Below are 23,788 nucleotides of genomic sequence, written 5' to 3'. Positions count from 1 at the left end.
TTACTTGCCATCTGCAAGTGTAACAATTCGTTACTATGTGCGTAATCGCACATAGCGTTTTTCCTCTCGGTTCCGATAATGGAAGAGCACCAATAACTACTTCGAGAGGCAACACCATGAACTCCAAAGTCTCCCTGCTTCCACTCGCACTGACATCCCTCTTGCTCGCGGCCTGCGGCGGCGGTGGCGGCGGCGACGCCCCGCCGGTCCAGACCATGGGCACCCTGGGCGTGTCGATTACCGACGCACCGGCCTGCGGCTTCGATGCCGTCAACGTGACGGTCAACAAAGTTCGCGTCAACACAAGCGCGACCGCCAGCGACACCGACAGCGGCTGGACCGACATCACCCTGTCGCCCGGCAAGAAAATCAATCTGCTGAACCTGACCAACGGCACCCTGGATGCACTGGGCCAGACCTCGCTGGCAGCAGGCCGCTACAACCAGGTGCGCCTGGTACTGGACCCGAACACCGGCAACGCGACTGCCAACTCCGTGGTCCTGAGCGGCACCACCACCGAGATCTCGCTCGACACCCCGAGCGCGGTCCAGTCCGGCATCAAGATGAATGCCGACTTCACCGTGGAAGCGGGCCAGCGTTACGACCTGGTGATGGACTTTGACGCCTGCAAATCCATCGTCACCAAGGGCAATGGCAAGTACGCGCTGAAACCGGTGGTTAAAGTGATCCCGACTGCCCTGAACGGCATCAGCGGCTTCGTTGCCACGTCGACGCTGTCCGACGGCGTCACCGTCAGCGCCCAGCAAAACGGCGCCGTGGTGGCGGCGACGGTGCCAAGCGCCACCGGTGAATTCGTGCTGCCACGCCTGCCTCTCGGTAACTACGACGTGGTGATCACCTCCAACACCCACGCGGCCTACGTGGTGGGCGGCGTGCCGGTGACCTCCACCACCGGCATGGTTCCGATCAGCACCACCGGCGCGCCCTTCACCCTGGCCAACACCAGCCTGATGGGCTCGATCAGCGGCACCGCGACGCTGACCCCGGCCAGCGCCACCGAATCGGCCCTGGTCTCGGCCAAGCAAGCCATTACCGGCGGCCCGACCGTCACCCTGCGCTACGCCAACGCGGACCTGACCACCGGCGCCTACAGCATCACCAAGCTGCCGCTGGCCGCGCCGCAGTACGCCGCCTATAGCGCCACCCTGCCGCTGGCCTTCTCCAGCGCAGGCACGATCCCGGCAACCGGCATGTACAAGGTCGATGCCTCCGCCACCGGCTACACCACGCTGTCCAACGCCTCGGTCGACATCAACGTCGCCAACGCGGTCAACGTGAACTTCAACCTGGTGCCTTAAGCACCTGCGTCGGCTTCGCTGACGCTGCAGCCCCGGCCCCGCCACTGGCGGCAGCCGGGGCTTTTTCATGCGTCGTGCCGCAGCAACGCAGCACGCTTGCACAGGCACGCTTTTCCGCGGTATCCTGAATTATTCAATCGATTGATTTAATAAAAGGAGCCGCAGTGCGCGCAGGCAGGAACCATGTCCGGATCGGCGGTGCAGCAGGCTTCTGGGGCGACAGCGCCCTCGGCCCGCGCCAGCTGCTCGATGGCGGCGACCTCGATTACCTGGTTTTCGATTACCTGGCCGAGCTGACCATGTCGCTGCTGGCGGCAGCGCGCCGCAAGCAGCCCGGACTCGGTTACGCCACCGACTTCATCGACGTCATGCGCGACGTGCTGGGCGACGCCCTGGCGCGCGGCGTACGCATCGTCGCCAACGCCGGCGGCATCAACCCTCAAGGCTGCGCGGCAGCACTGCGCGCGCTGGCGGCGGAACAGGGGCTGGAGCCGCGCATCGCCGTGGTCGAAGGCGACGATGTATCTGCCCTGCTGCCCGCCCTGCATGCGGAAGGCATCGAGCTGCCGGCCACGGTGCTGAGCGCAAACGCCTACCTCGGCGCGCTGCCGATCAAGGCCGCGCTGGATGCACGCGCCGACGTGGTGATCACCGGCCGCTGCGTCGACAGCGCGGTGACACTGGGCGCCCTGATGCACGAATTCGGCTGGGCGCCCGACGACTACGACCGGTTAGCCGCCGGCAGCCTGGCCGGGCACCTGATCGAATGCGGCTGCCAGGGCAGCGGCGGCCTGTTCACCGACTGGGAGCAGGTGCCCGATTGGGCCAACAGCGGCTATCCGGTAGTGGAATGCCGCGCCGACGGCAGCTTCGTGCTGGGCAAGCCGGAAGGCACCGGCGGCCTGGTGACCCCGGCCGTAGCGGCCGAGCAGTTGCTGTACGAGATTGGCGATCCCTCGCGCTACCTGCTGCCCGACGTTGTATGCGACTTCACCGCCGTCACCCTGCAAGCCGAAGGCCCGCAGCGCGTGCTGGTGCAAGGTGCGCGCGGCCAGGCGCCAACGCCGACTTACAAAGTCAGCGCCACCTATGCCGACGGCTTCCGCAGTGCTGCGCAACTGACTGTGGTCGGCCACGAAGCGGGGCGCAAGGCGCGCCGCAGCGCCGAAGCGATCCTGGCGCGCACGCGGGCGATGTTCGCGCGCGCCGGCCTGGGCGACTATTCGGCAACCCATATCGATGTATTGGGCGCGAAGGAAGGCTTCGGCCAGGCAGTAATGTGGTTGGCGGTAGCGCACCCGCAGCGCGCCGCGCTTGAAATCTTCGCGCGCGAGATCGCCCCGGCCGGCACCTCCTGGGCCCCCGGCACTACCGGCTTCGGCGGCCGACCTGCCGTATCCCCCGCCATCAAACAGTTCTCCTTCCTGCTCGCCAAAACCCGCCTCCAGCCCATCGTCCACCTGCCCGACGGCACCACGGCCCAGCCCGTGTCACACCTTGGGATCATCACGGGGACGCCGAGTCCCCAAGAGGGACACGGCCTCGAGCATAGCGGCCCTGCACGGCAGAGCTCGTGTCACACCCTGGGGTCACACCCCAAGTGTGACACGAGCCCAACTGGAGAGGGGTGGCGCGTGGTGCCGCTGATCGAGCTGGCTTGGGCGCGTAGCGGGGATAAGGGGGATACCTCGAATATCGGCGTGATCGCGCGCCATCCGGACGACCTGCCTTTGCTCCGTGAGCAGCTCACGCCGGATGCGGTGGCGGCGTACCTGGCCGACAAGGTGCGCGGTGCGGTGACGCGCTATGAGCTGCCTGGAATTCGTGCTCTTAACTTCGTGTGCGAACAGGCTCTGGGCGGCGGCGGGATGGCGTCGCTGCGCCATGACCCGCTCGGCAAAGGCATGGCGCAGTGGCTGCTGGCGATGCCGGTTGCTGTGCCGCCCAACTTTACCAGCCGGAGGACATGATGGAAGAGGCACTGCGCGCCACGGTGCGACGTTTCGTCGAGCAGGAGCTGCGGCCACACGTCAACGACTGGGAGGAGGCAGGCACCTTCCCTCGCGCACTGTACAAACAGGCTGGCGAGCTTGGGCTGCTGGCCCTGGGCTTTCCGGAACCGGAGGGCGGCATTCCAGCCAGCTATCGCCAGCTGCAGGTGCTGAACGAGGAACTGTGCCGCACCGGCTGCGGCGGCTTGCTGGCTTCCCTGTTCAGCCACCGCATCGGCGCGCCGCCCATCGTGCATGGCGGTTCGGCGGCACTGCGGGCGCGTGTGCTGCCCGGCATATTCGCCGGCGAGAAGATCAGCGCCCTGGCGGTGACGGAACCGGGCGGCGGCTCCGACGTGGCCAGTCTGGCGACTACGGCCGTGCGCGATGGCGACCATTACATCGTCAATGGCAGCAAGACCTTCATTACCTCGGGCATGCGCGCGGACTGGATTACGGCGGCTGTGCGCACCGGCGGTGCTGGCGCCTCTGGCATCAGCGCCCTGCTGGTGCCCGGCGACACGCCCGGCCTGGCGCGCACCCCGCTGAAGAAAATGGGCTGGTGGTGCTCCGATACCGCAGAACTGCATTTCGACCAGTGCCGGGTGCCGGCCGCCAACTTGCTGGGTGCGGAAAACGCCGGCTTCGCGCTGCTGATGCGCAATTTCAACGACGAGCGCCTGATGCTGGCCATGCACGCCTGCTTCCTGGCGCAAGCCTGCCTTGACGAGGCGGTGGAGTGGGCGCAGCAGCGCAAAACTTTCGGCAAGACGCTGGTGCAGCACCAGGCCGTGCGCCACAAGCTGGTGGCGATGGCGACGCGCATCGAAGCCACGCGCGCCTTCATCGACAGCATCGTGGCGCGCATGGATGGGGGCGAGCAGCCGGTGGCGCAGGTATGCATGCTGAAGAACTTCGCGGCGCAAACCATGCAGGCCTGCTCCGGCGAGGCGGTGCAGATCCTGGGCGGCATGGGCTTCATGCGCGGCACGGTGTCGGAACGCGTCTACCGCGACGCCAAGGTGTATATGATCGGCGGCGGCGCCGAAGAAATCCTCAACGACCTGGCTGCGCGCCAGCTCGGCTGGTCCTGAAAGGAAGCTGAATGTATCAATCGATCTTCAAACCCGGCCTGTTCGAGGGCCGCACCATTGTCGTGACGGGCGGCGGCAGCGGCATCGGGCGCTGTGCGTCGCATGAGCTGGCGGCGCTGGGGGCGCGCGTGCTGCTGGTGGGGCGGGAATCGGCCAAGCTCGATGCCGTTCGTGCCGAAATCGCCCGCGCAGGCGGCGCGGCCTACGGCTACAGCTGCAATATCCGCAGCGAAGAAGCGGTGCGCGAACTGGTGGCTACGGTGGTGGCCGAGCATGGCCTGGTTCATGGCCTGGTCAACAATGCAGGCGGCCAGTTCCCTGCGCCGCTGCGCGAAATTTCGCAAAAGGGCTGGGAGGCAGTGGTGCAGACCAACCTGACCGGCGGCTTCCTGCTGGCGCGCGAATGCCTGAACCAGAGCATGGCCGAACATGGCGGCGCCATCGTCAATATCGTGGCCGACATGTTCGGCGGCATGCCCGATATGGGCCATTCGGGCGCGGCGCGCGCCGGCATGGTGAGCCTGACCGAGACCGCGGCTTTCGAATGGGCGCAATACGGGGTGCGGGTGAATGCCGTGGCGCCGGGCTATATCGCTTCTTCAGGCATGGACCAGTATCCACCGGAGATGCGTGACACCATCCGCGCCTTTCCGCGCACCGTGCCACTGCACCGTTTCGGTACCGAGTCGGAAGTGGCGGCGGCGATTGCCTTCCTGCTATCCGATGCGGCAGCCTTCATCACCGGCGCCACCTTGCGCGTCGACGGCGGCCGGCCCAACGTGCGGCCAGGCATGCCGATGCCTCGGCCGCGCCAGGCTGGGGCGACAGCGGCCTTCAACGGCTTCCACCTGGCTGCCGCGCCGCGCGTGCTGGAGGGCGAATAATGCCCGCGCTGGAGAGCCGCGTCGTGCCGCAGGGCGAAGCCTTCCAGGCCAACAGCGCTGCGCTGCAAGTGCAGTTGGGGCGCCTGCGCGAACTGGAGGCGCGCACGCGCGACAAGTCGGCCGCCTCGGCGCCTCTGTTCGCCAAGCGCGGCCAGCTGCTGCCGCGCGAACGCCTGGGTGCCCTGCTCGATGCCGGTGCCCCATTCCTCGAAATGGCGACGCTGGCCGGCTTTTGCCTTGACCATCCGGATCCAGAGCGCTCGGTGCCCGGCGGCGGAATGGTGGGCGGCATCGGCTTCGTCGGCGGCGTGCGCTGCATGGTGGTGGCCGACGATTCGGGCATCGATGCCGGTGCGGTGCAGCCGATGGGGATAGAGAAGTTCCAGCGCCTGCAGCAAGTGGCGCTGGCGCAGAAGCTGCCCTTCATCCACCTGGTCGAATGCGCGGGCGCCAACCTGCTGGACTACAAGGTCGAAACCTTCATCCATGGGGGCAGCGGTTTTTACTGGCTGGCGCGCCTGTCTGCGGCGGGGCTGCCTGTGATCAGCGTGGTGCACGGCTCGAGCACGGCGGGCGGCGCCTACATGCCCGGCCTCTCCGACTACGTGGTGATGGTGCGCGAGCGCGCCAAGGCTTTCCTGGCCGGGCCGCCGCTGCTGAAGGCAGCCACCGGCGAAATCGCCAGCGAGGAAGAACTGGGCGGCGCGCAGATGCACGCCGCAGTGTCAGGGCTGGCCGAATACCTGGCTGAGGACGATGCCGACGCGCTGCGCATCACACGTGAACTGGTAGCCAGCCTGGGCTGGAATGGCGGCGCGCCCCGGGCTGCGGCGCCGGCCGTGGCGGGCGGCGGCTACCAAGCGCCACTCTATGACGCCGCTGAACTGCTCGGCATCGCTCCCAGTGACCAGCGCAAGCCCCTCGATATGCGAGAAGTCATCGCGCGCATCGTTGACGGTTCGGCTTTCCTGGAATTCAAGCCCGGCTACGGCGCGGCCACCGTGACCGGCCACGCGGCCATCTGCGGCATGGCAGTCGGCATCATCACCAACAACGGCCCGCTGGACCCGGCCGGCGCCACCAAGGCGGCGCACTTCATCCAGCTATGCTGCCAGTCCGGCACGCCGGTGGTGTTCCTGCAGAACACCACCGGCTTCATGGTCGGCAAGGCGTACGAACAGGCCGGCATGATCAAGCACGGCTCGAAGATGATCCAGGCGCTGGCCAACGCCAACGTGCCACGCATCACCGTGCATTGCGGCGCTTCTTTCGGCGCCGGTAACTACGGTATGTCCGGGCGCGGCTTCATGCCGGACTTCTGCTTCAGCTGGCCCAATGCGCGCACCGCCGTGATGGGCGCCGAGCAGGCCGCGACCACGATGGCCATCGTGATGGAGGGCAGCATGCGGCGCAAGGGCCAGGAAGTCGACCATGCGGCGATTGCCGCCATGCGGGGAAAGGTGATCGACACCTTCGAGCGCCAGACCGATGCTTTCACTACATCCGGACGCCTGCTGGACGACGGCGTCATCGATCCGCGCGACACGCGCAAGGTGCTGGCCTGCGTGCTGGCAGTGTGCGACGAGGCGCGCCGGCGCGAGCTGCGGCCGGTGCAATTCGGCGTCGCCCGACCATAAATACTGGAGACCCCATGGAATACAGCCACGAACACTTGGAACTGCAGCGCAACCTGAAACGCTTCATCGAGACCGACATCAACCCGTTCGTCGACGAATGGGAGGCGGCGGAGATCTTCCCCGCCAAGGAAGTGTTCCGCAAGCTGGGCGCGCTGGGCATGCTGGGCGTGTCCAAGCCAGTCGAATTCGGCGGCCTGGGCCTCGATTATTCATATTCGATGGCGATGGCCGAAGCGCTTGGCCATATCCGCTGCGGCGGCGTGCCGATGGCGATCGGGGTGCAGACCGATATGGCGACCCCGGCGCTAGCGCGCTTCGGCTCGGACGCACTGCGGCGCGAGTTCCTGGCGCCGGCAATCAGCGGCGAGGCAGTGGCCTGCGTCGGCGTATCGGAGCCGGGCGCCGGCTCCGACGTGGCGGCCATCCGCACCACGGCGCGCAAGGACGGCAGCGACTACATCATCAACGGCAGCAAGATGTGGATCACCAACAGCCTGCAGGCGGACTGGATGTGCCTTCTCGCGATCACCGGCGACGGCCCGGCGCACCGCAACAAGTCGCTGATCATCGTGCCGATGGATACGCCGGGCATCAGCGTGGGCAAGAAGATCCGCAAGATCGGCATGAACTCCTCCGACACGGGCCTGATCCACTTCGACGAGGTGCGGGTGCCGCAGCGCTTCCTGGTGGGCGAGGAAGACAAAGGCTTCACCTACCAGATGCTGCAGTTCCAGGAAGAGAGATTGTGGTGCGCGGCCAATATCGTGCAGCAGATGCAGAACTGCATCGACGCCACCATCGACTACACGCGCGAGCGCAAGATCTTCGGCGCCAGCGTGCTGGACAACCAGTGGGTGCACTTCAAGCTGGCCGAAATGCAGACCGAGCTCGAATCGCTGCGCGCCCTGACCTACCGCGCCTGCGGCATGTATATCGGCGGCGCCGACGTCACCGAGCTGGCCTCGATGGCCAAGCTGAAGGCGGGCCGCCTGGCGCGCCAGATCACCGACGGCTGCATGCAGTTCTGGGGCGGCATGGGCTTTACGCTGGAGAACCCGGTGTCGCAGTTTTACCGCGACGGGCGCCTGACGTCCATCGGCGGCGGCGCCGACGAAGTCATGCTGGGCATCATCTGCAAATACATGGACATCCTGCCGGGCCGCAAAGCGTGAACGCCTTCGACACCATCCTGGTCGCCAACCGCGGCGAAATCGCGCTGCGCGTGATGCGCACGGCGCGGCGCATGGGCTACCGCTGCGTGGCGGTGTATTCCGACGCCGATGCCGGCGCGCCGCACTGCGCGATCGACGCGGCCGACGGCCCGCACGCGGCGCTGCGCATCGGCGGCGCCGCACCGGCCGATTCTTACCTGAACATCCCGGCGCTGCTGGCGGCGGCCAAGGCCAGCGGCGCCGGCGCCATACACCCCGGCTACGGCTTCCTGGCCGAGAGTGCCGAATTCGCGCAGGCCTGCGCCGATGCCGGGCTGGCCTTCATCGGCCCGCCGTCCGCAGCGATCGGGGCGATGGGCAACAAGGCCGGCGCCAAGCGGCTGATGCTGGAGGCTGGCGTGCCCTGCGTGCCGGGCTACCAGGGCGAGGACCAGACGGAGCAGCGCATGGCCGCCGAAGCGCGCCGCATCGGCTACCCGGTGATGATCAAGGCTGCCGCCGGCGGCGGCGGGCGCGGAATGCGGCGGGTGGACGAGGTGGGCGCATTCGGCGCCGCGCTGGCATCGGCGCGCTCGGAGGCGCTGCACGCCTTCGGCAGCGCGGAAGTGATCCTCGAGCGCGCCATCCTCGAGCCCCGCCATGTCGAGATCCAGGTGTTTGCCGACAGCCATGGCAACGTGGTGCATATGGGGGAGCGCGATTGTTCTGTCCAGCGGCGGCACCAGAAGCTGATCGAGGAATCGCCCTCGCCGGCAGTATCGCCGGAGCTGCGCGAGCGCATGGGTGCGGTGGCCGTGGCTGCGGCGCGCGCCATCGGCTACGTCGGAGCAGGCACCCTGGAATTCCTGCTCGACCGCGACGGCGAGTTCTATTTCATGGAGATGAACACCCGCCTGCAGGTCGAGCATGCGGTGACGGAAGCGATCACCGGCATCGACCTGGTGGAGTGGCAGCTGCTGGCGGCGGCGGGTGCGCCGCTGCCTTTGACGCAGGCCGAACTCGATGCGCGGCGAGCGGTTGGCGGCCATGCCATCGAAGTGCGGTTGTGCGCGGAAGACCCGGCCCAGGACTTCCTGCCGCAAAGCGGGGAGGTGCTGCGCTGGAGCGCGCCGGCAGGCGTCCGCTGCGACCACGCGTTGGCCGACGGCGCGCGGGTACCGCCGTACTATGACTCAATGCTTGCCAAGCTGGTCGCCCACGGCAGCGACCGCGCGGACGCCCTGCGTCGCCTGCGCCGCGCGCTGGACGAATGCGTGCTGCTCGGCATCCCGAGCAACCGTGCTTTCCTCGCGCGATGCCTGGCGCATCCCGCCTTCGCAGCAGGCCAGGCCAGCACCGGCTTTATCGCGCTGCACCTGCCGGCCGGCCAGCGTGGGGCGGCGGCCGATCTGGCGCGCGTCCTGCCGGCGGCAGGCGCCCTCCTGGTGTGGCATCGCTCGCAACGGCACGCGCGCCGCTACCCCGATGAACTGCACGGCTGGTGCTCCAGCCAAGCCTATGCCCAGCCTTTGCGCTTTACGCTGGACGACGCCGAGCAGCAGGGCCGGGCCAGCGCCGACGGTCCCGACGCCTGGCGCGTTGCCAGCGGCGACAGCGCCACGCCGGTGCGCGCCGAAATCACCGAAGCGCCGCCTGGCACGCTGCAGCTGTCGCTCGATGGCCAGCCCGCCACGCTGCATTTCGCCGCCGACGGCGCCAGGCTGTACTTCCTGCTGGACGACACCGAGCATGCGCTGCACGACCTGTGCGACGCGCCGCCGCGCATGGCCGGCAATGGCGCGGCCGATGGCCGCATCGAAGCGCCCATGAACGGCCGCGTGGTCGCGCTGCATGTCGCGCAAGGCGAAAAAGTCAGCGCCGGCCAGCCGCTGCTGGCCCTGGAGGCGATGAAGATGGAGCACAGCCTGCTGGCAAGCCGTGACGGGACGGTTGCCACGCTCGGCGCCGCGCTCGGCATGCAGGTGGCGACCGGGCAGCTGCTGCTGGAAATCACACATTGACGGAGAAGCCATGAATACACTGCAAGGCAAGACCCTGTTCATCACCGGCGCGAGCCGCGGCATCGGCAAGGCCATCGCCTTGCGCGCGGCGCGCGATGGCGCGAACGTGATCATCGCGGCGAAGACGACCGAACCCGATCCGCGCCTGCCAGGGACCATTTACTCCGCCGCGGAGGAGATCCGCGCGGCAGGCGGCAAGGCGCTGCCGCTGGCGGTCGATATCCGGGAAGAGGAGCAGGTCGTTGCGGCTATCGAAAAAGGCGTCGCCGAATTCGGCGGCATTGACATCCTGGTCAACAACGCCAGCGCCATCAGCCTTACCAACGCGCAGAACACCTCGATGAAGCGCTACGACCTGATGATGGACATCAACGTGCGCGGTACCTTTGTCTGCGCCAAGCACTGCATCGAGCACCTGCAGCAATCGAGCAACCCGCACATCCTGACGCTGTCGCCGCCGATCGACATGAATCCGAAATGGTTCGCGCGTCACGCCGCCTACACCACGTCGAAATACGCGATGAGCATGATCGTGCATGGCCTGGCGGCCCAGCTGGCCGAGGATGGAATCGGCGTGAATGCGCTATGGCCGCGCACCATTATCGCCACGGCCGCCCTCAACGTGGCCCTGCCCGGCGGCGGCCAATACGGCCGCAAGCCGGAGATCATGGCCGATGCGGCGCACCAGATCCTGACGCGCGACAGCCGCTCGACCAACGGCAATTTCTTCATCGACGAGGAAGTGCTGCGCGCCGGCGGCATCACCGACTTCTCCCAATACCTGGTGACGCCGGGCGTTGAGCCAATGATCGATTTATTCGTGGAGGCTGGCAATGAATGAACCCATGCAGGACACCCTTGGCAGCCTGGTTTCCCGCAGCGCGCGCCGCAACGGCGCGGCGACGGCACTGCTGGAAGGCGGCAGGCGAATGAGTTATGCCCAGCTGGACGAGGACAGCAACCGCTTCGCACACTACCTGCTTTCCAGCGGCTTGCAGCCGGGCGACAAGGTGACCATGCTGAGTCCCAATTCGATGGAATTCGTGGTGGCCGCATTCGGCATCTTGAAGGCAGGCATGGTGTGGGTGCCGATCAACGCCATGCTGTCGCCGACGGAAGTGGCCTATATTGCGCAGCACGCCGAAGCGCGCCTGATGGTGGCAGATGCCCAACTGGCGGCGCACCCCGCCTGGAACGCCGCTCTTCCCGCGCTTGGCCTGCCGCTTCTGCGCTGCGCGACGGGGGCCGACAGCGGCGACGGCACGCTGGCGCAGGCGATCGCAGGCCAACCGGGCACCGCCGCCGAACTGGCGCTCGACGAGAATGCCCTGGCGCTGATCATGTACACCAGCGGCACCACCGGCAACCCCAAGGGCGCCATGCACTCGCACCGTTCGGTGCTGGCGGCCGTGATGTCGAACGCGGTGACTGTATCGATCGTGCAGCAGGACGTACTGTCGGCGATCCTGCCACTGTTCCATTGCGCCCAGTTCAGCATGGCCGCAGCGGGGCTGGCATGCGGCGCCGCCATCTCGATCTCGCGCGGCTTCGATCCGGCCGCCGTGCTGGCCACGCTGGCGCGCGACCGTGTCACGCTGGTGGCAGCCCTGCCGGCCATGTACGGTGCCATGCTGATGCACCCTTCGCGCGCCGGGCACGACTTGTCCGCGCTGCGCCTGGCCATCTACGCCATGGCGCCGATGGCGCCGGAGCTGCTGCGGCGCCTGATGCAGGAATTCTGCCCGCATTTCGCGCTGGGCAGCGGCCTGACCGAGATGTTCCCGATGACAGTCTACTTCCCGCCCGACCAGCAGCACCGCACCGGCAATTGCTGGGGGCAAGCGACGCCCGTCAACGACACGGCCATCATGGATACCGACGGACGCCTGCTCGGCAAGGGAGAGATCGGCGAAATCGTGCACCGCGGCCCCAATGCCATGCTGGGTTACTTCAAGGATCCCGAAGCCACGGCGGCCACGCGCCGCTTCGGCTGGCACCATACCGGCGACCTGGGCATGTGGGACGAGGACGGCTACTTGCACTTCAAGGGCCGGCTGAAGGACATGATCAAGACCGGCGGCGAGAATGTGCCTGCCATCCGCGTGGAAGAGGCGCTGCTCGGCCACCCCGCCGTGGCCGTGGCAGCGGTGGTCGGCCTGCCGCACCAGGAATGGATCGAAGCCGTGACTGCCTTCGTCTGCCTCAAGCCCGGCCAGGCGGCGGACGCCGACAGCCTGCGCGAGCATTGCCGCGGCACGCTGGCCGGCTTCGAAATTCCCAAGCACATCGCCATCGTGGACAACTTGCCGATGACCTCCACCGGCAAGATCCAGAAGCACGTGCTGCGCGCCAGCCATCAGGCGCTGTACGCCGGGTGATGCAAGGCCTCAGTCGGCCGGCGGCTCAATAGCCGGCTCGCGCTGCTGCTTGGGTGGCGGCGGGCCCTTCTTGCCCCGGTAGCGCAGGCGGTGCTCCAAGTCCTTCACGATGGAACTGGTGGCCCGCACCTCGTCCCAGATGCCGTGGTCGAGCCGCATCTTGTAGTTCATTGCGCTCATCATGGGCAGCAGGACCTTTTCATAGCTGTCGGCCAGGCGCTGCAGCAGTTCGTGCAGCCGCTCCTGTTCCGGCACGTGCACCTGGACCTGCGGCGCCATGCGGCCTCCGAGGGCGGCGATGCCGGCGCCGATTTCGGCCAGGTAATCTGCCACCCGCGTTTCGCCATCCGCCTGCCCGCCGTTCTTGCGCAGGCGGACGAATTCCTCCACCAATTCGTTCCAGCGGGCCTGTTCCGCGCCGGTCGGCTGGCCCAGCAAGTGCGCCAGTCGCAGCAGGTTCTCTTCGGCGCCGGTGGTCAGGGTCTGCGCCTCGCCGCGGTAGTGGTCGCGCAGCAGCGCATCCAGTTCGGCGTCGTGCATCAGGGCCGACACCTTGGGCGCCAGCTTGGCCATGTTGCGGTAGCTGCCCTGCAGCTTGAACGGCGGCTCGCTGCGGTAGGCGTCGTCCTGCGCGGCCGACGCGATGTAGGCCAGGTTCACCTTCATCAGCGCATTGCGCACCTTGGACAGGCGTTGCAGGACCGCGCAGATCTGGTCGATCTCCTGCGAGGTGTAGGCATGCTTGAGTTCCGATGCCGCCACCGGCTCGCCCTGCGACATGCGCACCAGCAGGTACAGGTCCTGCGGGTCGCGCGAAGCGAGCGGCTGCAATTCCGGATGCGCCACCAGTGCGTTCTCGATGTACGAGAGGGCAAACAATTCTTCGCGCCCGCTCAACACGTCGCCCAGGTTGTAGATGTCGGCGCGGTTGGCCAGCATGTCCGGAATCTTGAACACGTCGCCGGACTCGGTGTACGGATTGCCCGCCATGACGACGGCGAAGCGCTTGCCGCGCAGGTCGTAGCTGCGGCTCTCGCCGCGCCACACGCCCTCGATGCGGCGCGTGCCGTCGGCCAAGGCGATGAACTTCTGCAGGAACTCGGGGTTGGTGTGCTGGATGTCGTCCAGGTACAGCATCACGTTGTTGCCCATCGCCAGGCCGAGATTGAGCTTTTCCAGTTCCATGCGGGCGGCACTGTTGCTGGCCAGGGCCGGGTCGAGCGAGGTGACGTTATGGCCGAGAACCGGGCAATTGATGCGCACGAAGATCATGCCAAGGCGCTCGCCCAGGTATTCCATCAGCGTGGTCTTGCCGTAGCCGGGCGGGGAAATCAGCAACAGCATGCCCATCGAGTCGGTGCGGCGCTGGTCGCCGGCGGCGCCGATCTGCTTTGCCAGGTTGTCGCCGACCAGCGGCAGGTAGGCTTCGTCGATCAGGCGGTTGCGGAAGAAGCTGGACAGCGGCTTGGCCCGGAACTGGTCCAGGCGCAGGCGGGCGTTTTCCTCTTGTGCCAGTTGCTGCCGCAATTGCTGCAGCGAGCGGAAGGCAGGCACCACCACGGCCTCGTGATGTTCGAGGCGGCGCAGGAAGTCGTTCAGCTGCAGCTTGAGCGTCCGGTTGTCGATGCGGGCATGCTCGCCAAGCAGTCCGGCGACATGGGCGTCGACGCTGGCCTGCACCACGCGGCGCGGCAGGTTGCACAGCAGGCTGGCGGCCGCCTCGGGCAGCAGCGACAATTCGTGGCCATGCTGGCTCGCGTAACCGTGCAGCCATTCGGTGGCCAGCGTCCAGCGTTCGCGCCACGACAAGGCAGGCGCCTGCCAGGGCGCGGCGATATTGTGGCGAGCAAGGTGCTGGGACAGGCCGCTGGCCAGTTCGCTGCCGGTCCGGCTAAGCAGCCAGGCCTGGTCGGCGCCAGCGGGCGTGCCAAGCTCGGACAGCAGGTAGCGCGCGGCCTGCTGCAGCAGCAGGGCCCGGGTTTCGCTGCCGTGATCGAGCCAGGCGTCGATGTCGAGCTGTTCGGCCTCGAGGAAACGCTCCAGCGACTGCTCGACTTGCACCGCCAACTTGTCCCACAGGCGTTCGCTATTGAAATGGCGGCGCATCAACTCGGCCTGTTCCGCCTGGTGGCGCAGCGACTGTGAGGCTGGCGAGGCATTCACGTCGGTCCAGTACAGCAGCGCGACGGCGCGACCCAGCGGGCTGAATCGCAGCAGCCCGGCGCCTTCCCACAGCGGGACCAGCTGGCGCAGGATGGCGGCGGCGTCGTGGTCGTGCAGGCCTTTCTGGTAGCCCTCGTGATAACGCGGCGCGGCGAAGCGGCGCACGTGTTCGTCCAGCACCGCGTTGTCCGGCTGCGCCAGCGCTTCCTGCAATTGCTGCCAGTCGATGCCGGCCGTGCCGGCGCGCACGGCGAGCACGAACTGGTAGGCCAGGTATTCGGCGCGGTACACCTGCGCCGTCTCGGCCAGGGTCTCCTGCGACCACCATGGGCGCAGGGCGTCCAGGCGCTCGTCCTGCAGCGGCGCGTAGTAGTCAGTACCGGCCAGGTGGAAAGCCAGCCCGCCCTGGTGGGGCACGATGGCCAGCTCCAGCGCTTGCCGGTTGACGGTGAAGTCGTGGCGTCCCAGCTTGATGACATTGCCGGTCACCAGTTCATTCTGGTCGCGCAACGCACGCTGGCCCTGTTCGCGCAGGCTTTTCAGCTGCCCGCTCAAGTCGTCGGCCGCGACCGCGTTGCCCAGCTTGCGCAATTCTTCGATACTGGCCTTCAGCTTGCCCAGCAGGGCATCGGAAGCGAAATACGCTTCCATCTGGGCCGGCTCGCTGAACTGGGCCAGGCGCTTGGGCACGCCGGCCAGGATGCGGCGGGCGGCATCGCCGATGGCCTGCACGCGGCGTGCACGCGCATCGAGCAGCGACTGCTTGCGCCCTTCCATCGCTTCGTACACGGCTTCGCGCTTGTGCGCAATCTCGGCCAGGTAATCTTCCTGTTCGGCGAACTGCCCTTCCAGGGTTTCCAGCTGGGCCAGCAGGCGGGTGAGCAATTCGTCGCAGCGCTCCGGCGTGTCGGCCTGTTCCAGGCTGCTTTCCACCGATTGGCTGAATAACTGGAACTGGGCGGCGAATTCGGACGCCGACTCTGCCTGCGACAGCTGCTTGCGGCGCTGTCGCACTTCGGCGCGCAGCTGGTTGACGCCTGCGTACAGGCGCGAGATGGCCGTCAGGATCTGGGTGCGCAAGGTGGCGTCGCCGACCGCCAGGGTGCCAAGCAACTCGTTCAAGCCGTCCAGGCTGCGGGCGGTGCGGTCCAGGGCTTCGTTCAGCGGCGCCAGTTCGGCCGTGGTGCCCAGTTGCGGCAGCTGTTCGCGCTGTTTCGCCAGTTCCGCTTCCAGCTTGGCGAAGGCATTGGCCTGCGACAAGAACTGCACGGTGCGCTCGCCCACGCGGGCCTCTTCCGCGCCAAGCTCGCTGTCCAATTCGGCCAGGTGCGCCACGTCCATGTAGCGCTGCTCCTTCAGCGTCGCCAGGCGGCCGCGCGCAAGGCGGATCTGTTCCAGGGCTTCGATGAATTCGGTGGGCGACTGCCACAGCCGGCTTGCCGTTTCCGCCAGCAGTTGGCGCTGTTCCTGCGCTGCCTGCTGCAGCACGCGCGCGGCCTCGCGCTGGATTGCCGCGACCTTGTCGAATTCGTCCATGGTGGCATTGGCCACCTCGGACAGGCCGCCCAGGTCGGCGCCGACGCCCTTGGCTTCGGGCGCGCCGAGCCAGTGGAAGGCGTCGGCCACCCGGCGGCACTGGCGCAGCAGGCTTTCATAAACGGCGCGGCCTGGGAGCGCATCGCCGCCGGCCTCGCCCTGCTCGCGCACCATGCGCCCGATCGAATACAGCTCGGACAGCCCGCGCACCAGCTCGCGGTTGCCGATCTTGCCGAAGAACCCCTGGCGCGGGGCGGCGCGGGCGGCAAATTCCTCGCTCAGGAACGGCGTCTGCCACCACTGCATCGGGTGGTTGCGGGTCGGCTCCTCGCTCTCGGCGGTAAACAGCAGCATGCTGCCATCGGCATAGCGCGCGTAGCCGTGCGCTACCAGCGGCTGCGACAGGGTCTTGTTGATCAGGTTGTAGGTCAGCAGGACATAGGTGCCGCTGACCACTTCGTAGAAGACGTACAGCACATCTTCGCCGTTCGGCGCCAGCACGCGGCGCTCGAATTGCAGGCCGTCCGGCAGGCCGGAGAACAGGCGCGACTCGCCGCCCTGCAGGATCACGCCGCCGGGGAACACGATGCCGTGGTCTTCCGGCAGCTGCACGCAGGAGGCGCCGATGCTGTCGACCCGCTGCACCTGCTGGCTCAGGCGCGAATACACCAGGTAGCGCACCTGCGTTTCGCGGTAGGGCCGGATGCGCAGCAGGATCAAGTCGCCGAGCGCGGCATAGGCGATTTCGGCGTCGCTGAGCGACTGGTTGGGATCGTCGACCGGCTCGCTGTGGATGCCCAGTCCCGTTTCCGTGTTGTTCTCGATCTTGACCGTCAGGTCGCCGCCCACCGTTTCCACGAACAGGGTGTCGAGCACGTTGACGTGCGGGTGCTGGCCCACCACGTGCTGGTCGCGCGTGGTGGCGGTCCACTCGAAATCATGCGGCGGCGGCAAGGCGATATCGCGTTCGCCGCGGTAGTCGATGTAGGTGGCCGCGCCCTGCTCGTCCAGCTGCCAGCGGAACACGCGCAGGTCGCTCTGGCGCTCGCCGATCTTGAAGGCGGCCAGCAGCTTGCCCTGGTTGAGGCGCAACTGCACCAGCTGGGCGTTGCGGTAGTAGTTATACAGTTCCTTGAATTCGGCCACGAAGCGCGGGTCGGCCAGGAAGCTGCCGTCCAGCGCCAGCGGGTCGAGCTCCACTTCGGCGCCGTCCTGGCGCAGGCGGTACAGCGCGAAGACGTCCGCCACCCGGGTTTCCTGGCGCAGGCCGATGAAGACGTTATAGCCAAATAGCAGCACGTCGCCGACCAGTACCAGGTCGCGTGCGGTGCAGTTGTTGTCGGTGCGGGCGCGAGTGCGGGCCCGCAGCGCCATCTCTTCGCGGCCGAATTCGGCCAGCCTGGCTTCGTTCAGCGCGGTGGCTTTCTCCAGCAGGGACTTGCCCTGGCCGGCCAGCCGCTTGCGCAGCAGGTCGAAGCTGCTGGAATGGCGCAGGGACGCCTCGGCACCCGCAGGTGCTGCTTGTTCTTGGCTCATGATCTCGTGCTTCAGTCGCTTTTAGTCTTTCGGTGCGCCCAGGAAGGCCAGCATCTCGCGGCGGTTCGGCTGGCCGTCCAGCCAGGCGCGGATGCGGGCCAGCTCGGCCAGGTCGTCGCCGAAGCGCGCCTGCATGGCCTGCTCGATGCGCTCGCGCGATGCGGCCTTCTGCACGCTGGCCTGCCAGCGGTCGGAGGCGATTTCATCGAGCTGGCCATGGACGCCGAGCGACACCAGGGTGTCCCACTCGCCGGCGTCGAGCCAGATTGCCTGGGCTGCCGCGCTGTAGTCCAGGCGCAGCGGATGCTGGCTGTCCACCTTCAGGCGCGTCATGAGGCGGCCGGTCTTGGGGCAGAGCCGGACCGCGCCATCGGTGACGCTGGGCTCCCACGCGGCCGCGGCCAATGCCATCTCGGGCATGGCCTTGCGCCAGGCGCGATAGCGTTCGAGTTCCACCAGCACGCCGCCGCAGGCGTCGCAGCGCTCGGCGGGCAGGCCGCCTTCGATGCGGGTCGGCTGGAAATGGGTATGTGCGCAGGCCGGGCAGATCATGGCTTGCCTTTCAGCTCAGGTACCGCAGCGATCAGATTGTTCAGGGCGTGCTGCTGTTGCTGGGTGCCTTCGCGCGACACCTTGGCCAGCAGCGAAGCCACGGTCAGGTTCTGCAGCTCGCCCGAGGAGCCGCCCAGCGCGCCGACCAGGCCGCGCAAGTCGTTCAGCATGTCGCGTTCCCCGCTCAGGTGGTCTTTAAGGCCGATCTGCAAGGTCTTGCTCTTTTCGATGGCCGCATCGATGCCGCGTCCAACCGACAGGGCACGCACGAAGCTGTCGAAGTAGTTGCCGTCGCCGCCGACGATGTCGATCTTGGCGTTGCCCAGGGCCTTGCCCAGCACTTCTGCCTGTTCGCGGGCGATCATGGTCTGCGCATCGATGCCTTTCAGGGCCTGCTCGTTGGCCAGCTCCAGCTGCATGCGGAACTCTTCGTGGGCGCGGGTCTCGGCGCTCATCGCGGACATGGACTCGAACTTCTGCGCCAGGCCGCGCGACTCGGCTTCGAAGCGCGCCTCGATCACTTTGGCTTCCGCCGTGCCCAGGGTGGCGGTGGCAGCCGCATCGGCCGTCTTCACGGCAGCTTCGGCCAGGCCCATTTGTTCCTTGCCCTTGGCTTCGGCTTCCATGCGCAGGCGGGTTGCTTCGGCCTGGGCCGCGCCCTGCTTGACGATCGCTTCGGACGACGCCAGCATGACCTTCGCTTCCGCCAGGCCAGGGGCGGCGATTTCGGCTTCCGTGCCTTCCGCCTGGCGCTTCTTGGCCTCAGCTTCCTTCTCGGCCACTTTCAGAGCCGCTTCCGCCAGGGTCAGTTCCTGCGCGGCGCGGTGCTTGGCCGCGCGCTCTTCCGCTTCGGCGGCCTTCACGGCCAGCAGCAGCTTCTCTTCCGCGCTGGCTTCGGCGGCGATCACTACCGACTTCTTGCCGCGGTCGGCCTCGGCGATGGTGCGCACGTCCTTGATGGCTTCTTCCTGCTCGGCCACGGTGCGTTCGACCACGATGCGCTCGCGGATCACGTCGGCGATGGCCTTCTTCTGCACTTCCAGCGCCTTCTCTTTATCGATGCGCTGCAGTTCGACTTCTTTTTCGCGCGCGACCACTTCCAGCAGGCGGGCGCGGGTGACGCGCTCCTCCTCGATGGCGACGGCGCGCTTGCGGTTGTTCTCCGCCACTTCCTTCTCGCGGGTGGTGTTTTCCTGCTGCACCAGCACGACCTGTTCGGCCTGCAGGCGGGCCAGTTCTGACTTGGCGCGTTCTTCGGACTGCACCTTTTCGGCTTCCGCCTGTTCGCGGGCGCGCACGCTGGTCACTTCGCGGTTCTGGCGGGCCTCGGCGTCGGCTTGCTGGCGTTCCAGTTCCAGGATGGCTTCGCGGGTTTCCACGTCCTTTTTCTTGATGCGCATTTCCTCGTCGCGCTTCAATTCGTTGGTGCGGATGCTTTCGATCGCGGTCAGTTCGGTGATCTTCTTGATGCCCTGGGCGTCCAGGATGTTATGGCTGTCCAGCTTCTCGATCGAGGTCTGTTCGAGATAGTCGATGGCCGCGTCTTCCAGGATGTAGCCGGACAGGTCGCTGCCGATCTGGCGGATGATGTCGTCGCGGAAGCGGTCGCGCGCCTGGTACAGGTCGACGAAGTCCATCGACTTGCCGACGGTCTTCAGGGCCTCGGCGAACTTGGCCGAGAACAGGTTTTCCAGCGTCTCCTGGCTGGAAGCGCGGGCGCAGCCGACCGCCTGGGCGACCTTCAGCACGTCTTCCTTGGTCTTGTTCACGCGCAGGAAGAAGGTGACCTTGATGTCGGCGCGGATGTTGTCGCGGCAAATCAGGCCGTCCTTGCCAAGGCGTTCGATCTCGATGGTCTTGAGCGAGATCTCCATCAGTTCCTTCTTGTGGATGATGGGGTAGACCATGCCGCCGGTGAAGCTGACGTCCGGCTCGGCGCGCAGGGTGTTGATGATCATTGCGTGACCCTGTTCGACTTTATGGTAGAAGCGCGCGAACATTGCCAGGGCGCCGAGCAAAACGACGACGCCGATGGCGGCTGCAATCAACATGATGTCCATGGATTTCCTTCAGGTTTGTGTTGGTGTTGTTATTTAATTTGCCGCGCTGGCGGCCTGTACTTCGTACTGCTGCAATGCCTCGTCGTAGGCGACGATCACTGCGAGAGCATCCTTGCCCAGTGAGTTGGGCGAACTGGCCCAGACGCGGATATTCAGGCTGGCCCCGCTGCTCTCCACTTCGGCGCGGCCGAATTTTTCGTCCACCGACAGCGTGACGATGCGGCAGGTGCGGCCGACCAGGCTGCGGTTTTCCGGCGCGTGGTGCTTGACGAACAGCGGACGCAAAGGCTTGATCACGCGCGCCGACAACCACACGCTGAACCCCGCCGCCGCCAGCAGGGTGGCGGCGCCGCCGACCCATTGCAGCACCCCGGCCGGCAGCCACGCCAGAACGTATTCGTGCAGCAGGGCCGTCGGCAGCCAGGTGAAGAAAACCAGCAGCGTAGCGACGATCGAGAACGGCACACCGCCCAGCCCCAGCGCCACCAGCCAAGAGGCCAGCGTTTCCAGGTCGGCGTGGTCGGCGTCGCCTTCGATGTTCTCGCCCAGGTCCAACACACCGACCAACGACAAGGTCCAGTACACCAGCAGGATGATCAGCAGGACGCTGGGGATGGCGGTTGGAAAGCTGGCCAGGATTTGCCAGGTGCTCATTCAGTGCCCTTCTTGGTGGTCAAATTACTAACTATTCTCGTGCTTCGATTGCTTTAATGCAAATGTTATCAACTGCTCATGCAACATTTCCTTGATGCGGCGCCGGTCGGCTGCGTCGACGCCCAGGCGTTCGGCCAGCAGCGCGTAATCGGCGTCCGACAGGCTGACCGTCAGGCGCGGGCGAACCGGCTTGCTGGAATACGGCAGGCCGAGGATCTTGCGGATCTGGTCCGAGGTGGAGAGCTGGCTCTTGAACGCGGCGAGGCGCACCGCATCGATCACCTGCGTCTCCACGTCGAAGGCCACCTGGACCGCGCGCAAGGCCGCATCCGATCCTGACCAGCGGGAAGAACTGCGGACCATGGCGCGTCAGCCCTGGTCCGGCGGGGCCGGCCGGACGCGCGCCTGCAGGCGAGCCATCACTTCGGCCTTGCGGTTGGCGCGCTCGCCGATGCCCGCCTGCGCCAGCTTGTTCTCCAGCGCCTTGCTGCCGAACTCTCCTTCCAGCACTTCGGCCGCCTGCATGCGGTCGGCCATGTCCTGGTGGCGCTGGCGGATGCGCTCCAGCGATTCCTTGGCGGTCATCAGCTTGGAGCCGCTCGAACCCATGTTCTGGGAAATGGTGGCGGTGGCCTTGTAGACGCTCTCGGTGGTCTTGGCCATGGCCAGCTGGCGCTCGTGCTCGCGCAGCGTAGCCTCGGCGTTGCGGATCATGTCCTTCAGGCGCGCGATATGGCCGGCATATTGGGCGCGCGCCTCTTCCTGTTCGGCCAGCGCCACTTCCAGGTCGGCCACGCGCGCGGCGACTTCCTCGGCCAGGCTGGTCTCGTCCTTTTGCAGCGCCTGCAGCGCCAGGTCCTCGTATTTTTTCAGTTCGGCGCGCAGGCGTTCGATTTCGCGGTCGGCCTGCATTTCCTTGGCCATCACGGCCGTCAGGTCGTTCTTTGCGGAGGCCACGTGGGCAGTGGCTTCGACGATTTCCTGTTCGTAGATGGTCGAGGCGTTGTTGTCGACGATGCTCTGGCCGAGCTCACGCAGGTTACCTCGCAACATGGTCAGCACTTTGGAAAAAACAGCCATGATGGGCTCCTCACATTAGAAATTCGTTGAACACTTCCAGGGCTTCGAGCGCGTTGTCGGCGGCCATCGCCACGTCGGTGGCGATGCTCTCCGGCGAGGCGTCGGCCGCCAGCGCGCCGAAAATGACGTAGTGCTCGCCGATGCGGCCGAAATTCGACAGCGGGATGGCGATGTTCAGGTCCATCATCGCTTCCAGCATCTCAGCGCGGCGCTCGGGGCGCACTTCGCGCTCGGTCCACAGGTAGCAGATGCAAAGCACCTGGTGCGGCGAAGCAGTGACGAATACAGGAATCTCCTCCTGGCCCTCGATGCACATCCGCATGACCGGCACGCCATCCGGCTCGTTGGGGGCCAGCAGGTTGGCGCTCACCGACAGCGAACCCACCTGGGCGGACAACGCGCTCTCGATCGCCAGCATCCGGCCCATCACTTCGTCCATAAAGTCACTCCTTGTTGCGGGTGGTTAGACATATCATGTCATTAGTATAAAAGCATGACATAAAATGTCAAGGACTGCCGCAACGCTTTGGGCGGCGGGTCTTCGCTCGGACACTGTCTGTGGGAGGTGCTGAAATCACGCGGACTGAAATCACTCCAGAGGGGGAATTTTCGGGTGCATCAAATTTTCAGCAGTTTTCAGCACTTCGCAACACGATTTCAGCACTTCTCAACGCGAGATGTGCACATCGCTTCCTCTCTCGCTCGTGCAGCCTCGCGGTATGCTTTCCGGCGAGCTTCGGCCTCAGCGGAAAAGCGCAATTTGGTTGCGGGCGTCCAGTTGAGTTCGCCCGGGAGCTGGACCAAGATGGCCTCCCATGCATTGCGCACGGTACCAAGGCTCGCCCTGGCAAACTGGTTTGGCGACATGCATCGCACGGTCGACCAGCCCCGAGAAATCCTGATCGCAGGCCTTTTCTGCCTGATAGTCGAGCAAGGCGCGCAGGGTAGGCAGTGTGACTGTCACACTTACGTGTTGGCTCATGCTGAAATCTCCCAAGGTGAAAATCCCTTAGAGGGAGAAATTCGAGGGAAGTTCAAATTTCAGCACTTTTCAGCACCTTGCAACACCATTTCAGCACTTCCACGGAGGGACCCGCGAGGAGCTACCGAAGCAGGAAGCGAATAGCGGACTCGGCCAGTTCATCGATGCTGACGCCGGCGTCGCGCCGGTACCACTGCGCCGACCAGTTCAAAGCCCCGAACAACCACAGCCGATCGAGTTTGCCAGGCGCCGGCCATTCGCCGGAAGCCTGCAGCTCACGCAGCACAGCATCCCACAGCGCCTCATAGCGATCCTTGGCCGCGACGATGCGCAATTGGCCCTCAGTGGAAAGCGCGCGCCACTCGTAGAGCATGACGTAGACGAAATCCTGTCCCGGCGACAGCAAGGTCTCGAGATGGGTATGCACCAGGCGCCGGAACGCCTCGCGCGGCGGCAAGCCAAGCGAAGCCACTTCCTCAATGCGGGCCAGGGCCTGCTGCATACCCTCCTCGATCACCGCCTGCAGGATGTCCTGCTTGGACTTGAAGTGATAAAACCACGACCCCGCCTGCACGCCCGCCGCGGCCGCAATATCGCGCACGGTGGTGTTATCGAATCCTTTTTCGCGGAAAAGTCTTGCCGAGACGGCAATAAGCAGCGTTTTCAGGCTGTCGGAAGCGGCCTGCGCGGGGCGGCCGCGCTTGCGGGGCGGAGGGGAATTGCTGGCGTCCATGTCCCCAGCAATCTACC

General features: G+C 66.3%; 18 protein-coding genes. 9 read left to right on the top strand and 9 right to left on the bottom strand.

Translation table 11 applies throughout. The features are described 5' to 3' along the window. Positions 1-116 precede the first annotated feature (116 nt). From ACN9M3_RS06805 to ACN9M3_RS06765, 9 genes are all read left to right on the top strand, one after another. Positions 117-1,319: a DUF4382 domain-containing protein gene (locus ACN9M3_RS06805; protein WP_426321361.1), complete on the top strand. Its 1,203-nt coding sequence runs from the start codon at positions 117-119 to the stop codon at positions 1,317-1,319. 164 nt (positions 1,320-1,483) lie between these two features. Continuing rightward, positions 1,484-3,289: an acyclic terpene utilization AtuA family protein gene (locus ACN9M3_RS06800; RefSeq protein WP_426321359.1), complete on the top strand. Its 1,806-nt coding sequence runs from the start codon at positions 1,484-1,486 to the stop codon at positions 3,287-3,289. Beyond that, positions 3,286-4,404 carry an acyl-CoA dehydrogenase family protein gene (locus ACN9M3_RS06795; protein WP_426321357.1) on the top strand — a complete coding sequence of 373 codons (1,119 nt, stop codon included), beginning with the start codon at positions 3,286-3,288 and terminating at the stop codon, positions 4,402-4,404. The genes ACN9M3_RS06800 and ACN9M3_RS06795 overlap by 4 nt, the downstream gene beginning before the upstream one ends. Positions 4,405-4,415: 11 nt before the next feature. After that, the gene (locus ACN9M3_RS06790) at positions 4,416-5,288 is read left to right on the top strand and encodes an SDR family oxidoreductase (protein WP_426321355.1); all 873 of its coding nucleotides are present in this window, start codon (positions 4,416-4,418) and stop codon (positions 5,286-5,288) included. Continuing rightward, on the top strand, positions 5,288-6,925 hold the full coding sequence (locus tag ACN9M3_RS06785) for an acyl-CoA carboxylase subunit beta (RefSeq protein ID WP_426321353.1): 1,638 nt from the start codon (positions 5,288-5,290) through the stop codon (positions 6,923-6,925). The genes ACN9M3_RS06790 and ACN9M3_RS06785 overlap by 1 nt, the downstream gene beginning before the upstream one ends. A 14-nt stretch (positions 6,926-6,939) precedes the next feature. Then, a complete protein-coding gene (locus tag ACN9M3_RS06780; RefSeq protein WP_426321351.1) occupies positions 6,940-8,097 on the top strand; it encodes an acyl-CoA dehydrogenase family protein in 1,158 nt (385 codons plus the stop codon). Between the two features lie 53 nt (positions 8,098-8,150). Further along, positions 8,151-10,097, top strand: a complete 1,947-nt coding sequence (locus ACN9M3_RS06775; RefSeq protein ID WP_426323697.1) for a biotin carboxylase N-terminal domain-containing protein — start codon at positions 8,151-8,153, stop codon at positions 10,095-10,097. Positions 10,098-10,107: 10 nt separating this feature from the next. Beyond that, complete coding sequence (locus tag ACN9M3_RS06770; protein ID WP_426168964.1) at positions 10,108-10,938, top strand: SDR family oxidoreductase; 831 nt, start codon at positions 10,108-10,110, stop codon at positions 10,936-10,938. Beyond that, the gene (locus ACN9M3_RS06765; RefSeq protein ID WP_426321349.1) at positions 10,931-12,475 is read left to right on the top strand and encodes a class I adenylate-forming enzyme family protein; all 1,545 of its coding nucleotides are present in this window, start codon (positions 10,931-10,933) and stop codon (positions 12,473-12,475) included. The genes ACN9M3_RS06770 and ACN9M3_RS06765 overlap by 8 nt, the downstream gene beginning before the upstream one ends. Positions 12,476-12,484: 9 nt before the next feature. On the opposite strand, the gene ACN9M3_RS06760 is transcribed toward ACN9M3_RS06765, so the two are convergent. The 9 genes from ACN9M3_RS06760 to ACN9M3_RS06720 all read right to left on the bottom strand — a co-directional run bounded on the left by ACN9M3_RS06760 (position 12,485) and on the right by ACN9M3_RS06720 (position 23,771). Continuing rightward, positions 12,485-17,710 (bottom strand): DNA repair ATPase, encoded by a 5,226-nt coding sequence (locus ACN9M3_RS06760; RefSeq protein WP_426321347.1) that lies wholly within the window; start codon positions 17,708-17,710, stop codon positions 12,485-12,487. 21 nt (positions 17,711-17,731) lie between these two features. Beyond that, complete coding sequence (locus ACN9M3_RS06755; protein ID WP_426168956.1) at positions 17,732-18,262, bottom strand: zf-TFIIB domain-containing protein; 531 nt, start codon at positions 18,260-18,262, stop codon at positions 17,732-17,734. Then, on the bottom strand, positions 18,259-20,322 hold the full coding sequence (locus ACN9M3_RS06750) for a flotillin family protein (protein WP_426168953.1): 2,064 nt from the start codon (positions 20,320-20,322) through the stop codon (positions 18,259-18,261). Before ACN9M3_RS06750 ends, ACN9M3_RS06755 begins: the two co-directional genes overlap by 4 nt. A gap of 33 nt (positions 20,323-20,355) precedes the next feature. Then, a complete protein-coding gene (locus tag ACN9M3_RS06745) occupies positions 20,356-20,976 on the bottom strand; it encodes a ubiquinone biosynthesis protein (protein WP_426321344.1) in 621 nt (206 codons plus the stop codon). 27 nt (positions 20,977-21,003) lie between these two features. Further along, entirely contained in the window at positions 21,004-21,339 is a 336-nt protein-coding gene (locus tag ACN9M3_RS06740) for a hypothetical protein (protein ID WP_426168947.1), read from the bottom strand. A gap of 6 nt (positions 21,340-21,345) precedes the next feature. Continuing rightward, positions 21,346-22,056, bottom strand: a complete 711-nt coding sequence (locus ACN9M3_RS06735) for a PspA/IM30 family protein (RefSeq protein WP_426168944.1) — start codon at positions 22,054-22,056, stop codon at positions 21,346-21,348. A 10-nt stretch (positions 22,057-22,066) separates the two neighbouring features. Further along, positions 22,067-22,495 carry a DUF2170 family protein gene (locus ACN9M3_RS06730; RefSeq protein ID WP_426168942.1) on the bottom strand — a complete coding sequence of 143 codons (429 nt, stop codon included), beginning with the start codon at positions 22,493-22,495 and terminating at the stop codon, positions 22,067-22,069. Between the two features lie 303 nt (positions 22,496-22,798). Further along, complete coding sequence (locus ACN9M3_RS06725) at positions 22,799-23,038, bottom strand: hypothetical protein (RefSeq protein ID WP_426321342.1); 240 nt, start codon at positions 23,036-23,038, stop codon at positions 22,799-22,801. 121 nt (positions 23,039-23,159) lie between these two features. After that, entirely contained in the window at positions 23,160-23,771 is a 612-nt protein-coding gene (locus ACN9M3_RS06720) for a TetR/AcrR family transcriptional regulator (RefSeq protein ID WP_426321340.1), read from the bottom strand. Positions 23,772-23,788 lie beyond the last annotated feature (17 nt).

The organism is Pseudoduganella sp. R-43, from assembly GCF_049913255.1.
In the GTDB taxonomy this organism is placed as follows: domain Bacteria; phylum Pseudomonadota; class Gammaproteobacteria; order Burkholderiales; family Burkholderiaceae_D; genus Rugamonas.
This window is presented reverse-complemented; position numbering and strand designations above follow the sequence as displayed.

What these genes read in the sequence shown, in the direction of transcription:
- ACN9M3_RS06805 (WP_426321361.1), top strand. Translation starts at nt 117, where the DNA reads ATGAACTCCAAAGTCTCCCTGCTTCCACTCGCACTGACATCCCTCTTG.
- ACN9M3_RS06795 (WP_426321357.1), top strand. Translation starts at nt 3,286, where the DNA reads ATGATGGAAGAGGCACTGCGCGCCACGGTGCGACGTTTCGTCGAGCAG.
- ACN9M3_RS06790 (WP_426321355.1), top strand. Translation starts at nt 4,416, where the DNA reads ATGTATCAATCGATCTTCAAACCCGGCCTGTTCGAGGGCCGCACCATT.
- ACN9M3_RS06785 (WP_426321353.1), top strand. Translation starts at nt 5,288, where the DNA reads ATGCCCGCGCTGGAGAGCCGCGTCGTGCCGCAGGGCGAAGCCTTCCAG.
- ACN9M3_RS06780 (WP_426321351.1), top strand. Translation starts at nt 6,940, where the DNA reads ATGGAATACAGCCACGAACACTTGGAACTGCAGCGCAACCTGAAACGC.
- ACN9M3_RS06775 (WP_426323697.1), top strand. Translation starts at nt 8,151, where the DNA reads ATGCGCACGGCGCGGCGCATGGGCTACCGCTGCGTGGCGGTGTATTCC.
- ACN9M3_RS06770 (WP_426168964.1), top strand. Translation starts at nt 10,108, where the DNA reads ATGAATACACTGCAAGGCAAGACCCTGTTCATCACCGGCGCGAGCCGC.
- ACN9M3_RS06765 (WP_426321349.1), top strand. Translation starts at nt 10,931, where the DNA reads ATGAATGAACCCATGCAGGACACCCTTGGCAGCCTGGTTTCCCGCAGC.
- ACN9M3_RS06760 (WP_426321347.1), bottom strand. Translation starts at nt 17,710, where the DNA reads ATGAGCCAAGAACAAGCAGCACCTGCGGGTGCCGAGGCGTCCCTGCGC.
- ACN9M3_RS06755 (WP_426168956.1), bottom strand. Translation starts at nt 18,262, where the DNA reads ATGATCTGCCCGGCCTGCGCACATACCCATTTCCAGCCGACCCGCATC.
- ACN9M3_RS06750 (WP_426168953.1), bottom strand. Translation starts at nt 20,322, where the DNA reads ATGGACATCATGTTGATTGCAGCCGCCATCGGCGTCGTCGTTTTGCTC.
- ACN9M3_RS06745 (WP_426321344.1), bottom strand. Translation starts at nt 20,976, where the DNA reads ATGAGCACCTGGCAAATCCTGGCCAGCTTTCCAACCGCCATCCCCAGC.
- ACN9M3_RS06740 (WP_426168947.1), bottom strand. Translation starts at nt 21,339, where the DNA reads ATGGTCCGCAGTTCTTCCCGCTGGTCAGGATCGGATGCGGCCTTGCGC.
- ACN9M3_RS06735 (WP_426168944.1), bottom strand. Translation starts at nt 22,056, where the DNA reads ATGGCTGTTTTTTCCAAAGTGCTGACCATGTTGCGAGGTAACCTGCGT.
- ACN9M3_RS06730 (WP_426168942.1), bottom strand. Translation starts at nt 22,495, where the DNA reads ATGGACGAAGTGATGGGCCGGATGCTGGCGATCGAGAGCGCGTTGTCC.
- ACN9M3_RS06725 (WP_426321342.1), bottom strand. Translation starts at nt 23,038, where the DNA reads ATGAGCCAACACGTAAGTGTGACAGTCACACTGCCTACCCTGCGCGCC.
- ACN9M3_RS06720 (WP_426321340.1), bottom strand. Translation starts at nt 23,771, where the DNA reads ATGGACGCCAGCAATTCCCCTCCGCCCCGCAAGCGCGGCCGCCCCGCG.